This is a genomic window from Klebsiella sp. C360, from assembly GCF_048822415.1.
Lineage (GTDB): Bacteria > Pseudomonadota > Gammaproteobacteria > Enterobacterales > Enterobacteriaceae > Klebsiella > Klebsiella quasipneumoniae.
The window spans coordinates 1-14123 of the sequence record NZ_JBMEZZ010000002.1; the positions used below are offsets into that span (position 1 = coordinate 1).

General features: G+C 57.5%; 13 protein-coding genes. 4 read left to right on the forward strand and 9 right to left on the reverse strand.

Annotated elements, in window-relative coordinates; genetic code table 11:
* Positions 1 to 112: 112 nt before the first annotated feature.
* On the reverse strand, positions 113 to 322 hold the full coding sequence (locus tag ACOI7D_RS05915; RefSeq protein WP_203283455.1) for a hypothetical protein: 210 nt from the start codon (positions 320 to 322) through the stop codon (positions 113 to 115).
* A 179-nt stretch (positions 323 to 501) separates the two neighbouring features.
* Here ACOI7D_RS05915 and ACOI7D_RS05920 point away from each other — a divergent pair, with 179 nt between their 5' ends.
* Complete coding sequence (locus ACOI7D_RS05920) at positions 502 to 1800, forward strand: MFS transporter (protein ID WP_023290679.1); 1299 nt, start codon at positions 502 to 504, stop codon at positions 1798 to 1800.
* A gap of 3 nt (positions 1801 to 1803) precedes the next feature.
* Here the strand turns inward: ACOI7D_RS05920 and ACOI7D_RS05925 are convergent, their stop codons facing one another.
* The 5 genes from ACOI7D_RS05925 to trxC all read right to left on the reverse strand — a co-directional run bounded on the left by ACOI7D_RS05925 (position 1804) and on the right by trxC (position 7524).
* On the reverse strand, positions 1804 to 2127 hold the full coding sequence (locus ACOI7D_RS05925) for a YfiM family lipoprotein (protein WP_004201811.1): 324 nt from the start codon (positions 2125 to 2127) through the stop codon (positions 1804 to 1806).
* 41 nt (positions 2128 to 2168) lie between these two features.
* Complete coding sequence (gene pssA, locus ACOI7D_RS05930; protein WP_023290677.1) at positions 2169 to 3524, reverse strand: CDP-diacylglycerol--serine O-phosphatidyltransferase; 1356 nt, start codon at positions 3522 to 3524, stop codon at positions 2169 to 2171.
* A 120-nt stretch (positions 3525 to 3644) separates the two neighbouring features.
* Entirely contained in the window at positions 3645 to 6296 is a 2652-nt protein-coding gene (locus ACOI7D_RS05935) for a bifunctional acetate--CoA ligase family protein/GNAT family N-acetyltransferase (protein WP_049013875.1), read from the reverse strand.
* 34 nt (positions 6297 to 6330) lie between these two features.
* Positions 6331 to 7029 (reverse strand): tRNA-uridine aminocarboxypropyltransferase, encoded by a 699-nt coding sequence (tapT, locus tag ACOI7D_RS05940; RefSeq protein WP_044524370.1) that lies wholly within the window; start codon positions 7027 to 7029, stop codon positions 6331 to 6333.
* A 69-nt stretch (positions 7030 to 7098) separates the two neighbouring features.
* Positions 7099 to 7524: a thioredoxin TrxC gene (trxC, locus tag ACOI7D_RS05945; RefSeq protein ID WP_002914091.1), complete on the reverse strand. Its 426-nt coding sequence runs from the start codon at positions 7522 to 7524 to the stop codon at positions 7099 to 7101.
* Positions 7525 to 7727: 203 nt separating this feature from the next.
* On the opposite strand from trxC, the gene ACOI7D_RS05950 reads away from it, so the two are divergent.
* Positions 7728 to 8813 carry a tRNA/rRNA methyltransferase gene (locus tag ACOI7D_RS05950; protein ID WP_109547046.1) on the forward strand — a complete coding sequence of 362 codons (1086 nt, stop codon included), beginning with the start codon at positions 7728 to 7730 and terminating at the stop codon, positions 8811 to 8813.
* A 55-nt stretch (positions 8814 to 8868) separates the two neighbouring features.
* On the opposite strand, the gene ung is transcribed toward ACOI7D_RS05950, so the two are convergent.
* On the reverse strand, positions 8869 to 9558 hold the full coding sequence (gene ung, locus ACOI7D_RS05955; RefSeq protein ID WP_109547047.1) for a uracil-DNA glycosylase: 690 nt from the start codon (positions 9556 to 9558) through the stop codon (positions 8869 to 8871).
* Positions 9559 to 9869: 311 nt separating this feature from the next.
* On the opposite strand from ung, the gene grcA reads away from it, so the two are divergent.
* A complete protein-coding gene (gene grcA / locus ACOI7D_RS05960; protein ID WP_002914084.1) occupies positions 9870 to 10253 on the forward strand; it encodes an autonomous glycyl radical cofactor GrcA in 384 nt (127 codons plus the stop codon).
* Positions 10254 to 10298: 45 nt separating this feature from the next.
* Here grcA and srmB read toward each other — a convergent pair whose 3' ends face one another.
* Entirely contained in the window at positions 10299 to 11630 is a 1332-nt protein-coding gene (srmB, locus tag ACOI7D_RS05965; protein WP_032453738.1) for an ATP-dependent RNA helicase SrmB, read from the reverse strand.
* A 132-nt stretch (positions 11631 to 11762) separates the two neighbouring features.
* Between srmB and trmN the strand changes: the two genes are divergently transcribed.
* Complete coding sequence (trmN, locus tag ACOI7D_RS05970) at positions 11763 to 12500, forward strand: tRNA(1)(Val) (adenine(37)-N(6))-methyltransferase TrmN (protein ID WP_048298029.1); 738 nt, start codon at positions 11763 to 11765, stop codon at positions 12498 to 12500.
* On the opposite strand, the gene nadB is transcribed toward trmN, so the two are convergent.
* Positions 12485 to 14104 (reverse strand): L-aspartate oxidase, encoded by a 1620-nt coding sequence (nadB, locus tag ACOI7D_RS05975; protein ID WP_023290670.1) that lies wholly within the window; start codon positions 14102 to 14104, stop codon positions 12485 to 12487. The genes trmN and nadB overlap by 16 nt on opposite strands.
* Between the last annotated feature and the right edge of the window lie 19 nt (positions 14105 to 14123).

Here is a 14123-nt window from a genome sequence, read left to right on the forward strand (position 1 = left end):
ACGCCGTAGCGCCGATGGTAGTGTGGGGTCTCCCCATGTGAGAGTAGGGAACTGCCAGGCATCAAATAAAGCAGAAAGCTCAGTCGAAAGACTGAGCTTTTTGTTTTTGCGTTTAAAAAGAACCCCGTCCCGAAAGGTGCGGGGTTTTTTGCTTTGTGGGGTATATCTCCCCGCTGGCGCTGCGCTTACCGGGGCTACGGATCCGTAGCCCGGACAAGGTGCGCAGCACCGCCTCCGGGGAAAATCCCCCCATACCCGCACCATTATCTTCATTCAAAGCAACATAAAACCCCGTCATGGCAAACCCTTCGCCATAATCCACTTTTTCCTTACCTCTGCGCTGGCGTTGATCGCGAAAACCGTGCTTGCGAAAAAAAATGTGAATGCAATCACATATAAAGATATAACAATTATATAACATTTAGTTTACTAACTAATTTGTCTGCGTGACGTGGTACGCCCGACAAGACAGACTGCAGTCTTTGCTGGAGCAATATAACAATGACAGAGAGTAGCATTACCGAACGGGCCGCGCCGGAGCAGGCCGATACCCGTCGTCGTATTTGGGCAATTGTTGGCGCTTCCTCGGGAAATCTGGTTGAGTGGTTTGATTTTTACGTCTACTCATTCTGCTCGCTCTATTTTGCTCATATCTTCTTTCCATCCGGAAATACCACCACTCAACTTTTACAAACGGCAGGCGTATTCGCCGCCGGATTTCTGATGCGTCCTATCGGTGGGTGGCTGTTTGGTCGGATCGCCGACCGCCGCGGACGTAAAGCTTCCATGCTTATTTCGGTCTGTATGATGTGCTTTGGTTCACTGGTGATTGCCTGCCTGCCGGGCTACGCGGTCATCGGCACCTGGGCTCCGGCGCTGCTGCTGTTGGCCCGTCTGTTTCAGGGGCTGTCGGTCGGTGGAGAATATGGCACCAGCGCGACCTATATGAGTGAAGTGGCGATTGAAGGAAAGAAAGGCTTCTATGCCTCTTTCCAGTACGTCACGTTAATTGGCGGTCAACTGCTGGCGGTATTAGTGGTCGTGGCGCTCCAGCAGGTGCTGAGCGACGAAGATTTGCATGCCTGGGGATGGCGTATTCCTTTTGCTCTCGGGGCAGTACTGGCTATCGTCGCGCTGTGGCTGCGTCGCCAGCTGGACGAAACCTCGAAGCAGGAGACCCGGGCGCTGAAAGAGGCTGGCTCATTTAAAGGGTTGTGGCGTAATCGCCGGGCTTTCGTGATGGTGTTGGGCTTTACTGCCGCCGGATCGCTGACCTTCTATACCTTTACTACCTATATGCAAAAGTATCTGGTCAACACGGCGGGCATGACGGCCAGCACCGCCAGCGTGATCATGACCGCGGCGCTGTTCGTTTATATGCTGGTTCAACCGCTGTTCGGCGCCTTTTCGGATAAAGTTGGCCGCCGTACCTCCATGCTGTGCTTTGGCGTGCTGGCGACATTATTTACCGTGCCTATCCTGAGCGCCTTGCAAAAAGTGAGCTCACCCTATGCTGCCTTCGGCCTGGTGATCTGCGCCTTGCTGATTGTCAGTTTCTATACCTCGATCAGCGGCATCCTGAAGGCCGAGATGTTCCCGGCGCAGGTTCGCGCGCTTGGGGTAGGGCTGTCCTATGCCGTCGCGAATGCCCTGTTTGGCGGCTCGGCGGAATATGTCGCGCTGTCGCTGAAATCGGCGGGGATAGAGCACGCGTTCTACTGGTACGTGACGGTGATGGCGGCCATCGCCTTCCTGGTCTCCCTGATGCTGCATCGCAAAGGCAAAGGCCTGCGTCTTTAGCCGTTACTGGTGCGCCAGTTGCCAAACAGCGTAGCCGGTGGTCGCGCCGGCTACATCCCAGGCGAAATCCTTCCAGCTCCAGCCGCTGCCTGCCGGGCGGCTGTCCCAAAGCTCTTTTGAGGCGCCGAGGCTGACGGAAAACATCAGGCCGATAGCAGCGCTGCGGTCCCGGCTGTAACCCTGATGTTGCGCATATTCATTGCCGGCGGCAGATAGCATCGCCGAGGCCAGAAAATGCTGGGCTTTGTCCTGACCGGACCATGCATCATTTGCCATGTGGCTGCAGCCCGTTAACATCAGCGAAGCAATCACGATTATCGTACGCATAGCGCTTCCAGAAAAAAGCCCCGTCGAGGCGGGGCTGATTGTCAGAGAATACGGCTGATCAGCCGGTCAATGCGGATCCGCCGCAGTCGGCGGATCAGTTTACGCACTTTCACCGGATAGTCGGCAATACTTTGCAGATCCCGATAATGTTTCACCACCGTGGTGTGGGTGCGGATGAGCTTCAGCTCTTTCTCCCGCATGGCTCCCAGCTGCTGCTTTGGATCGTGGATCAGAATGGCATTTTCCAGATCGAGTCGCCAGGCGCGCGGGTTAAGGTTGTTGCCGGTGAGCAGCATCCACTCATCGTCAACCCACATGCCTTTCAGGTGGTAGCTGTTATCGTCATCCTTCCACAGGCGGACGATCAGCTGATCGGTATTCACATAATACTGCAGCCGGCTGAGGAAACGCCGCAGGTTGATCTCATACAGATAAGGAAGCGCGCCGATGATTTTAAACGGCTGATCTTCCGGAATATAGAAATCGTTAGCGGTTTTATCGCCGACAATAATCTCCACCTGTTTACCGTCGCGCAGCAGCTGGATGATATTTCTTACCAGCACGGCAGGAAGGTTGAAGTAGGGGGTGCAGATCGTTAACTTGTGCTCGGCACAGGGCATCAGGTGAAAGATAGTTTTGTTCAGCAGGCTGGATTTCCCCAGGCCTACCAGCGGGGTGACGGAGAGTTCTTCGTCACCGGCGGTGCCGACAAAATGGTAGCTGCGGTCGCGCAGCTCCTGACGGTACTGGCGAATATCGTTTTTGATTTCCGGACTTTTTGGCCGATCCGGTCTGTCGAGACGATTCACGCCGCGTCCCTGAACCAGATTATTGTCGACCCAGTCGAACATGACGTCCGCCATTTTGCCGTTACGGATGCACTGATAGCGGTCATAGCGGTACTTATCATGCTGATGCAGATAAACATCGTTCAGGCTGGCGCCGCTGTAGAGGACGCAGTCATCGATAATAAAGCCTTTGAAATGGAGAACGCCGAGCGCCTCCCGGGTGTTAATCGGCACGCCGTAAACGGGGATCTCTACGCCCGGATTTTCATTGGCCATCCGACAATACCAGTCAGCATTGGTGTTGGAGGCGGCGGCGCCGATACGGCCACGTTGAGCGCGGTGCCAGTCAACGAGGACGCGAACATCCAGTTGCGGACGCTGACGTTTGGCGTCATAAAGGGCCTGCAAAATTCCTTTTCCGCCATCATCTTGCTCCAGGTAGAGCGCAATAATGCATATACGCTGAGTGGCGTTGGCAATCCGGGTCAGTAACGCTTCCCTGAAATCCGCAGGGGCGTAAAAGAACTCTACATCATCAACTGACTGAGAAAGCTTAGGGAGTTGGGCAAGGTGTTGTTGATGTTTATTACGCTTAAATTTTGACAACATCACAGTGCGTTTCTTCTCTGTTTATTGAAGGGTCTTCTGTACCATGCAGACGACGTAAGCGGGCAATAATACCATTACTACCCGCTAATGTGGTCAACAATTGCGGTCAGCGTCGCGCGATTATCCCTGATTCAGGGGCAGCGACAGACTGACAATCCCATCTTCCAGCTGAATATCAACGGTGAATCCCAGCTTTCTGGCGAGGCCGATCATGCCTCGGTTATTCGGCATCGTAATCCCATTCAGCCGTTGCAGGCCATGGCTTTGCGTATAGGCGATCAGCTTTTCCAGCAGCCTTCGCCCCAGGCCTAACCCTTTCAAATCTGAACGGACCAGCACAGCAAACTCGGCATCAATATTGTCAGGGTCGGAGATCGCCCGCGTCACGCCGAGGATCTCGCTCTGTTCCGCGGTGGTCCTGACGGCGACGAACGCCATTTCTCGATCGTAGTCGATCTGGGTCATATTGGCTAAGTCGTCATGGGTAAATTCGTTGATCTCACTAAAATAGCGATAATAGAGATCTTCTTTGGTGACCTGAGCGATAAACGCGAGCAACTGCGGTTCATCTTCCGGAAGGATCGGCCGGAACAGACAGCGATCGCCATTTTTCATCACCACCCACTCCTCCAGCTGGTGCGGATAGGGACGAATAGCGAGACGGCTTTCACTGTCGCCGCTAAAGGGAGCAAGCCCCAGGGTAACGTCCAGCGCCGTAAACTCGTTGCCGGAGGCGAGCAGGGGATGAATATCCAACCGCTGGATCTCCGGGCAGTCGACGATCAGGTTCGAGACCTGAACCAGCAGCTGGCTTAAGCCTGCGATATCCAGCGGTCGCAATGCGCTGCGGCCGCGGATCTTCTTATTTTTGATCGCCTGGATCACCAGATAACGCGCCAGGTTCATATTCAGCGGCGGCAGCGCCACAGCGGCCTGGTCCTCGGCCCGCCACTCCACGCCGCCTTCGCCCAACATAATCAACGGGCCGAAGAGGGGATCGTGCTCAACCACCACTCTCAGCTCCTGGGCGCCGGCGCGATTGGCCATACTCTGCACCAGCAGGCCATGAATGCGCGCCTGGGGCCAGGCCAGCCTGACGCGATCGATCATCGCATCCGCTGCCTGCTGTACTTCTGCCGCGGTACGCAGATACAACATGACCCCCTGTACTTCTGATTTGTGCGGAATATCCGGGGAACGCAGCTTCAACGCAACCGGATAGCCTATCTGCTCAGCGATATGCACCGCTTCCGCGCTGTCAGCGGCGATCCAGGTTGGCAGTGTGTGGATACCGTAGGCCCGGAGCACCGGGCTGACCTCGTGGGTATCCAGCGTAGTGGCGCCGTCATCTATCGCTTGCTGGAGCAGAGCATGCGCTTCGCTGGTATTGGCGGTTAACGAGTCCGGCAGCACTGGAGTCTCGCGCAGCTGTTTCTGGTTACGGCGGTACTCGACCATATGCATAAAGGCGGTGATGGTGCCCTCCGGCGTACGGTAGGTGGGAAGGCCGGCATCGCTGAACAGCCGTCGCGCCTCCTGGGAAGAGAATTCGCCGCACCAGTTGGTCAGCACGGTGACATATTTGCCACGCGGATGGTGCTTCAGGGCGTCTATCAGCGCCAGGGCGCTCTCGGTGCCCGGCGCGGCGGCGCTGGGCGAGTGGATCACCAGCAGCGCGTCGTAGTCCTGACTGTTAAGCAGAATGTTCACCGCCCGCTGATAGTGTTCGCTGCTGGCGTCATCGCGTAGATCCAGTGGGTTGGCGATCTCAACGCCGCCCGGCAGCGCCTGGCGCAGGGCGTCGCGCGTCTCCTCACTGAGGGTCGCCAGCTTACCGTTACGCAACCAAAGCTCATCCAGCGCCAGCGCCGCCGGCGCCGCGCCGTTGCTGACGATCATCAGTTTTTCACCGCGCAGCGGGCGCATATGGCTCAGGGTTTCTACGGCGGAGAACAGCTCATGGGTATCCTGGACCCGCAGCAGACCAGCACGCTGGATGGCCGCATCCCATGCCGGATCCATCCCTGAATTGACGTGCAACAGTTTCTGCGCCGCGGGACTACGGCCGCTTTTGATCACCAGGATTGGCTTGTTTCGCGAGGCGCTGCGCGCGGCGGAGACAAACCGGCGCGCGTCGCTGAGATGCTCAAGGTAAAGCAAAATGGCGCTGGTTTTGCTGTCGCGGGCCAGAAAGTCCAACAGGTCATCGACATCTATATCCAGGCTATCGCCCAGCGCGATGAAGTAGGAAAACCCCATCTCGCGCTGTTGCGCCCAGTCAAGGATGGTGTTGGAGACGGCGGCCGACTGCGAGATAAAGGCCAGTTTACCGCGGTGGATCGCGACCGGCGAAAAGCTGGCGTTCAGGCCTTGCCACGGCGCCAGCAGCCCCAGACTGTTTGGGCCGAGCAGGCGCATCTGATAGCGCGCAGCGCATTCGAGCAGCGCCGGATACTGTTCCGGCTGCGAAGAGAGGATGATGCAGGTCTTGCAGCCTTTCTGCCCCAGGGCTTCGAGCAACTCGAGATTACGTCGCGCGTTGGTACAAAGCACCGCCAGATCCGGCGTAAACGGCAGCTTCTCGATGGTGGGCCACGCCAGCACCCCAAGCACCGCCTTCCAGGCGGGGGTCACTGGCAGTACCGGGCCATTGAAGCCGCCGGCTAGCAGGTTGCGCATCATGAGATAGCCAGCGCGCTGCGGCTTCATTGATGCGCCAATAACGGCGATGGATTTTGGTCGCAGCAGCGCTTCCAGGCCTCGTTGGCTCATACCGGTCTCCTTTCATCCCAGTGACCGAATGATTTTAAACGTTTTCCGCCTGGCCCGCTGTGATACTGCCCTTATGCTGGGTTTTTCCCGCCAGGTAGCGGGTCCGGAAGCGGGTGAAGTGTTCGCCAAGCGCTGCGGCGGCCGGCGCATCGCCCGCCAGATCCAGCAGGGCGATGGCCACTTCCGCGGTACAATATTGTCCGTCGGCGTGCGCCTCGCGCAGATGGTAGGCTGAGATGCGCGACAGATCGACGGAGATGATCGGCAGCGCGTCCAGATAAGGGCTCTTACGGAACATTTTACGCGCTTCGGTCCAGGTGCCATCGAGCATGATAAACAGCGGCGGTTTGCCGGACGGCGGCGCGCTCAGGACCTGGCGCTCCGGTGCGGCGTAGGAGGCGGGGAACACCACCATCGGCTGGTAATCGGGATGGGCGACCAGATCGAGCAGCCCCTGCGGCGGCTCGGTTCTCGACCATTGATAAGCCTCGGTATTCGGCAGAATATCGGCGATGAGCCGGCCGGTGTTGCTGGGCTTCATCGGCTCCGTATCAAACATCACCAGGCAGAAACGGCTGGTAGCCTGCGCCGGCGTTAACGTGGCGCACAGGCACTGCTTGAGCGGCAGCAGACAGCGCTGGCAGCGGCGGATGCGGTTGCCGCGAGCAAGGAAAGGGCGGGTGGCTCGCGCGAGACGTTCGGCGCGCAGGCGAAGGACAGCGTTATCAGTCATGGGAGTCGCTAGTGAAAAACGCTATTGTCGCAGAGGCGAAAACGGGGCACAAGCGGTGCCCCGGAGGGATTACTGCTGTCCGGCTTCGTTCAGCCAGCTATCAAATGGCGCTTTTGGCACCGCGCCATTGAGCATGTCGATCACTTCGCCATTTTTGAACATCATAATGGTCGGGATGCTGCGGATACGAAACCGTGCGCTAAGCTCACGTTCCGCTTCGGTGTTAACTTTCACAAAACGCATCTTCCCGCTACGCTCTTCCGCGACGTCTTCAAAGATCGGCGCGAAGCTGCGGCAGGGACCGCACCATGGCGCCCAGAAATCGACAACGACCGGCAGATCGTCCTTTAAGAGTTTATCCAGCGTTGCCCCGGTCGCGTTGATGACGTCGCCATCAAAAAGATCGTGACCGCAGCGTCCGCACTTTGCGCCATCCGCGCTACGATCGTCCGGGAGGCGGTTCAGAGCCTGACAACTGGCACAAACGGTATTCATAACTAACCTCTGGTTATGGGTTGCAACGTGGCACGTGGCCGATATGTTTCTGTGATGTTACATATTATCGATTAAGTGTTATTTAAGGACAATGCGTTTTGTTCGATGAGTGCAATAGAGGCCGTCTTTTAAACGAAATCATGGCGAAGCGATGACACATCGGGTAATCTGCGCGCTTCGCGCAGCGCAGGTGGAGAAAATTGATGAGCGACGAACTGAAAAATAAAAGCGGCAAGGTCAAAGTGATGTATGTCCGCAGTGATGATGATTCTGACAAACGCACCCATAACCCACGTACCGGGAAAGGGGGAGGTCGTCCAGGAAAATCTCGTGTTGACGGCCGCAGCCGCCCTGCGCGTGACGAACGAAACAGCCGCGGTGACGATCGTAAACGCGATGACCGCAAGCGTGATGAGCGCAAGCGCGATGATTTTAATCGTGACGATGCGTCCCCGTGGCGTACCGTTTCTCGCGCTCCTGGCGACGAGACGCCGGTAAAAGAGGATCACGGCGGGATCAGCGGGAAGAGCTTTATCGATCCGGAAGTACTGCGTCGCCAGCGTGCGGAAGAGACCCGCGTGTATGGTGAAAACGCCTGTCAGGCCCTGTTCCAGAGCCGACCGGAAGCCATTGTCCGCGCCTGGTTTATCCAGAGCGTGACGCCGCGCTTTAAAGAGGCGCTGCGCTGGATGGCGGCTAACCGTAAAGCCTATCATGTGGTTGATGAAGCCGAGCTGGCGAAAGCCTCCGGGACCGATCACCACGGCGGCGTCTGCTTCCTGATCAAAAAACGCCACGGTACCTCTGTTGCCCAGTGGGTCGCGAAGGCCGCAGAAGAAGATTGCGTTCTGGCGCTGGAGGAGGTGGGTAACCCGCACAACCTCGGGGCGATCATGCGCAGCTGCGCGCACTTCGGCGTGAAGGGTGTTGTGGTTCAGGATGCCGGCGTGCTGGAGTCCGGCGCGGCGATCCGTACGGCGGAAGGCGGTGCGGAACATGTTGAACCGATCACCGGCGACAGCTTCATCGATACTCTGGATCAGTTCCGTCAGGCGGGCTACGCGATTGTTTCGACCTCCAGCCATAATGGTACCCCGCTGTTTAAAGCCGAGCTGCCGAAGAAAATGGTGCTGGTGTTAGGCCAGGAGCGCGATGGCCTGTCGGATGCAGCGATCTCCAGCGCGGACCTCAGCGTCGCCATCGATGGTACCGGCAATGTCGAAAGCCTGAACGTCTCTGTGGCGACCGGCGTCCTGCTGGCGGAATGGTGGCGTCAGAACAAGGCGTAATACCTGTCCCTGAATACAAAAGCCAGCTGATGCTGGCTTTTTTTATGGCTGTCGATCACTCGCTTTCGGCGGGAAGGACCGGCATCCAGTCAATCGGCGCTTCGCCGCGATCGGCCAGCCACTGATTGGTTTGCACGAAATGGTTGCTGCCAAAGAAGCCGCGATGCGCGGAGAGCGGTGAAGGGTGCGGCGCCTTCAGTACGCAGTGGCGCTGGCGATCGATAATCGCGCCTTTCTTCTGCGCATGGGAGCCCCACAGCAGAAAGACCACCCCCTCGCAGTGCTCATTGATTAAGGCGATTACCTTATCGGTAAACGTCTCCCAGCCGAGGCTGGCGTGCGAGTGCGCCTGCCCGGCGCGGACGGTCAGGACAGTATTAAGCAGGAGCACCCCCTGGCGCGCCCAGCTTTCCAGGTAACCATGGGTAGGGCGGGTAAAGCCAGGGATAGTGGCCTCCAGCTCTTTGTACATATTCAGCAGCGAGGGCGGGACAGCGACGCCGGGGCGAACCGAGAACGCCAGACCGTGGGCTTGCCCCGGGCCGTGATAGGGGTCCTGACCGAGAATGACGACTTTGACATCGCCCAGTTCGGTAAAGCGAAACGCATTAAAGACATCTTTTTGCGGTGGATAGATGGTGATCCCGGACTGGCGCTCTTCGGCGACGGTCTTCAGAGTATTGAGAAAATAGGGTTGTTGCTTTTCATCCGCCAGCACGTCATGCCAGGTTAAAGGGGTGGTCATCTTGCTCTCCTGCAAAGGGTCATTGCTATAGCTTAACGGCTTCTTTCTACAGAACAAAATCGGCACGGCTTGACGCGGGCCTTTATGCAAAAAAAATTGAAAATTTACAAAATTATTTATAGCGGCTAATGGCGTAACTTGATGTAAAACAATAAAATCCTTGCATACCCACTTAGAGTGAGTGGTTTTTGTTGATTTACATCAAAGAATGCCGAGGGTGCGGCTGATATATATACACTCATACAACAATGGTTTTACCAATTGGCCGCGAAGAGGCCAAAATCGAATAAACACTGCCTGGGAGGCATCAAATGATTACTGGTATCCAAATTACTAAAGCGGCAAACGACGACCTGCTGAACTCTTTCTGGCTGCTGGATAGCGAAAAAGGCGAAGCGCGTTGTCTGTGCGCCAAAGGTGGTTTTGCGGAAGATGACGTGGTGGCGGTCAGCAAACTGGGTGAAATCGAATACCGTGAAATCCCGGTAGACGTGAAACCAGAAGTTCGCGTGGAAGGCGGTCAGCACCTGAACGTTAACGTGCTGCGTCGCGAAACCCTGCTGGACGCGGTTGAGCATCCGGAAAAATACCCGCAGCTGACCATTCGTGTTTCCGGCTACGCGGTACGCTTCAACTCCCTGACTCCGGAACAGCAGCGCGACGTTATCGCTCGTACCTTTACTGAAAGCCTGTAAGGCTAACGCCAGATGTGAAAACGCCGGGATATCCCGGCGTTTTTTTTACTCTTCGCTCGACGCTGATGGCGTCCCGGTCGCGCTTGGCTTCCGGCGCTTACCGATATTTTTCGTATCGCGGTGGCGCTTCTTCACCCGCGGCTTCTCTTTTTCTTTCTCTTTTTTCTCGGCGCGTTTCGCCAGCACTTTCTTCGATGGTTTACCAGTCAACTTCTCGCTTGGCGCGCGGGTTTTGGGTCGCAATTCATCAATCACGCGAGCTTTCAGCGGTTCTTCAACGTAGCGGCCGATCTTGCCCAGCAGCAGGTGATCGTGCGCTTCAACCAGCGAAATCGCGGTGCCTTTCTTACCTGCACGGCCGGTACGACCGATACGGTGCAGATAGATGTCGGCGGTGCGCGGCATATCGAAGTTAAAGACGTGGCTGACGTCCGGAATATCGATACCGCGGGCGGCGACGTCGGTGGCGATCAGCACGTTTACGCGGCCGTCGGTCAGACGCTTAATGGCTTCGTTACGCTTGGCCTGCACCATCTCGCCTTCCAGCCAGCAGGTGTTAATCCCCGCTTCACGCAGCCAGTTGGCCAACTCATGCACGCGCTCGCGCTTGCGCACAAAGACGATAGCGCGGGTAGCTTCCGGCTGTTGCAGCAGATTCACCAGCAGCCTGGTCTTATGTTCGATATCGTCCGCGCGATAGTACCATTGATGGATTTTCTTACGCTCGCGAGTCGACGGGGTAGCGGAAACTTCAACCGGCTCTTCCAGCAGGCGCTCAGCGAAGTCTTTGATCGCATCGCCTTCCAGCGTCGCGGAGAACAGCATGGTCTGCTTGCGCCAGCGGGTTTCACCAGCGATGGTTTCGATATCCTGCGCAAAGCCCATGTCCAGCATGCGGTCGGCTTCATCGAGGATCAGGGTCTCGACGGCGCGGCAGTCGAAGTTCTCTTCTTTTATATACTGCAGCAGGCGACCAGTGGTGGCGACCACGATGTCCTGGTTTTCGCTGAACACTTCCGCGTGGTTCATGTAGGCTACGCCGCCGGTAATGGTGGCGATATCCAGATGGGTATGCTTCGCCAGCTCGCGGGCGTGGTCAGCCACCTGCATCGCCAGCTCACGGGTCGGCGTCAGGATAAGAATACGCGGCGGGCCGGATTTCTTACGCGGGAAATCGAGCAGGTGCTGCAACGCTGGCAGCAGATACGCCGCCGTTTTACCGGTGCCGGTCGGCGCTGAACCGAGAATGTCACGGCCATCGAGCGCAGGCGGAATAGCGGCGGCCTGAATGGCTGTCGGGCGAGTGAAACCTTTATCCTGGAGGGCTTCCAGCAGGTTTTCGTCGAGTTCAAGTTCGGAAAAAGTCGTTACAGTCATGTTCTACCTCTGAGTGGGCCGCCGATTATAGACGTTACTGACGTAATGTTCATCTGTTTGTAAGGCTATCTGTTCTCCGGTATTGTGCATAGCCTTACGTTCAGGAGTTTTTTGTCGGCAAGGTTATTGAGGATGTCTCAGTCGAAGTTTGCGCTGCCGCGCAATGGTTTTACCTTCAAACAGTTTTTTGTCGCCCACGATCGTTGCGCGATGAAGGTGGGTACCGACGGCATTTTGCTCGGCGCCTGGGCGCCGATTGCCGGGGTGAAACATGTGCTGGATATTGGCGCCGGCAGCGGCCTGCTGGCGCTAATGCTCGCGCAGCGTACCGGCGATGATGTGCGTGTCGATGCGGTCGAACTGGATGAGGAGGCCGCCGCCCAGGCGCAGGAAAATGCCCTTGCGTCGCCATGGGCTTCGCGGGTTGAGGTCTGTCAGGCCGATATCCATCAGTGGCAGCCGCCGCAGACCCGACGCTATCAACTGATAATCAGTAACCCGCCCTTTTTTGCGGAAGGGGTGCCTTGCGCCACCTCGCAGCGGGAGCAGGCGCGGTATACCACGACGCTCGATCACGCTTCTCTGCTGACCTGTGCCGCTGAGCATATCACCGAAGAAGGATTTTTTTGCGTGGTGCTGCCGGTCGATATCGGTAATGCGTTTATCGAACGGGCAACCGCGATGGGCTGGCACCTGCGACTGCGCACTGACGTGGCGGAGACCGAGATGCGGCCGCCGCATCGGGTACTGCTGGCTTTCTCCCCGACGGCGGGGGAGTGTTTCAGCGACAGGCTGGCGATCCGCGGGCCAGAGCAGCAGTATTCAGAAGGCTTTACCGCTCTGACCGAGGATTTTTATCTCTTTATGTGAGCCAGGGGCGACAATATCGACGGACCGCTGTTCGGCAGCGGCTGCGGATAGTCGAGGGTGTAATGCAGTCCCCGGCTCTCTTTGCGCAACATCGCGCAGCGTACGATAAGTTCCGCCACCTGCACCAGATTGCGCAGCTCCAGCAGATTATTCGAGACGCGGAAGCGGGCGTAATACTCATCCAGCTCCTGCTGCAGCATGGTAATGCGCCGCAGGGCGCGCTCCAGCCTGCGGGTGGTGCGCACAATCCCCACGTAATCCCACATCAGCAGGCGCAGCTCGTGCCAGTTATGCTGGATAACCACCAGTTCATCCGGGATCTCCACCTGACTTTCATCCCACGCCGGCAGGGTGCTGACCTTCTGGGCCAGCGGCAGGCGACGGGCAATATCTTCTGCGGCGGACCAGCCGTAAACCAGACACTCCAGCAGCGAGTTCGAGGCCATACGGTTCGCGCCGTGCAGCCCGGTATAGCTGACTTCGCCGATGGCGTATAACCCATCGACGTCGGTGCGGCCATTATCATCCACCATCACGCCGCCGCAGGTGTAATGCGCGGCAGGGACGACCGGCACCGGATCTTTGGTTAAATCAATTCCCAGACCGAGCAGCTTTTCGTAAATCATCGGGAAGTGCTGGCGAACAAACGCCTCGGGTTTATGGCTGATATCAAGGAACATACAGTCAACGCCAAGGCGCTTCATCTCATGATCGATGGCGCGGGCGACGATATCGCGTGGGGCCAACTCGCCGCGTTCGTCAAAGTCCGGCATAAAGCGGGTGCCGTCCGGGCGTTTAAGGTGGGCGCCTTCGCCGCGCAGCGCTTCGGTCAGCAGGAAATTGCGCGCCTGCGGATGATACAGCGCGGTGGGGTGAAATTGGTTGAATTCCAGATTCGCCACCCGGCAGCCCGCCCGCCAGGCCATCGCGATACCGTCTCCGGAAGAGACGTCGGGGTTAGTGGTGTATTGATAAACCTTGGCGGCTCCGCCGGTGGCGAGCACCACCGCCTTCGCGCTGCAGGTTTCCACGCGCTCTTTATTGCGGTTCCAGATCCATGCCCCGACCACCCGGCGCGTGCCCGGCAGGCCAATCTTATCCGATACGATCAAGTCGACGGCATTGCTGCGCTCAAGGATGCGGATATTGGGATGGGCGAGGGCTTTATCGACCAGCGTCGTCTCCACCGCTTTGCCGGTAGCGTCGGCGGCGTGAAGAATGCGCCGATGGCTGTGGCCCCCTTCGCGCGTGAGATGATAGCTCTCTTCGCCATTGGCCTGGACCTGGGTATCAAACAATACGCCCTGATCGATAAGCCACTGGACGCATGGCCTGGCGTTGCTGGCGACGAAGGTGACCGCATGGCGATCGCATAACCCTGCGCCGGCGATCAGGGTATCTTCGACATGGGATTCAATACTGTCGGTCTCGTCGAAGACGGCGGCAATCCCGCCCTGCGCATAGAACGTCGAACCTTCGCTAATTGGCCCTTTGCTCAACACCGTCACCGAACTGTGCTCTGCCAGGCGCAGCGCAAGAGAGAGGCCGGCAGCGCCGCTGCCGATAATCAACACATCACAAGAGAAGTCAGGAGTGGTATTCATCGTCTTTGTTTAATTTACT

Excerpts from the sequence above, each read along its gene's own strand:
- trxC (WP_002914091.1), bottom strand. The coding sequence starts at position 7,524 with ATGAATACCGTTTGTGCCAGTTGTCAGGCTCTGAACCGCCTCCCGGAC.
- trmN (WP_048298029.1), top strand. The coding sequence starts at position 11,763 with ATGTCTCAGTCGAAGTTTGCGCTGCCGCGCAATGGTTTTACCTTCAAA.
- nadB (WP_023290670.1), bottom strand. The coding sequence starts at position 14,104 with ATGAATACCACTCCTGACTTCTCTTGTGATGTGTTGATTATCGGCAGC.
- srmB (WP_032453738.1), bottom strand. The coding sequence starts at position 11,630 with ATGACTGTAACGACTTTTTCCGAACTTGAACTCGACGAAAACCTGCTG.
- ACOI7D_RS05925 (WP_004201811.1), bottom strand. The coding sequence starts at position 2,127 with ATGCGTACGATAATCGTGATTGCTTCGCTGATGTTAACGGGCTGCAGC.
- grcA (WP_002914084.1), top strand. The coding sequence starts at position 9,870 with ATGATTACTGGTATCCAAATTACTAAAGCGGCAAACGACGACCTGCTG.
- ACOI7D_RS05950 (WP_109547046.1), top strand. The coding sequence starts at position 7,728 with ATGAGCGACGAACTGAAAAATAAAAGCGGCAAGGTCAAAGTGATGTAT.
- pssA (WP_023290677.1), bottom strand. The coding sequence starts at position 3,524 with ATGTTGTCAAAATTTAAGCGTAATAAACATCAACAACACCTTGCCCAA.
- ACOI7D_RS05920 (WP_023290679.1), top strand. The coding sequence starts at position 502 with ATGACAGAGAGTAGCATTACCGAACGGGCCGCGCCGGAGCAGGCCGAT.
- ung (WP_109547047.1), bottom strand. The coding sequence starts at position 9,558 with ATGACCACCCCTTTAACCTGGCATGACGTGCTGGCGGATGAAAAGCAA.
- tapT (WP_044524370.1), bottom strand. The coding sequence starts at position 7,029 with ATGACTGATAACGCTGTCCTTCGCCTGCGCGCCGAACGTCTCGCGCGA.
- ACOI7D_RS05935 (WP_049013875.1), bottom strand. The coding sequence starts at position 6,296 with ATGAGCCAACGAGGCCTGGAAGCGCTGCTGCGACCAAAATCCATCGCC.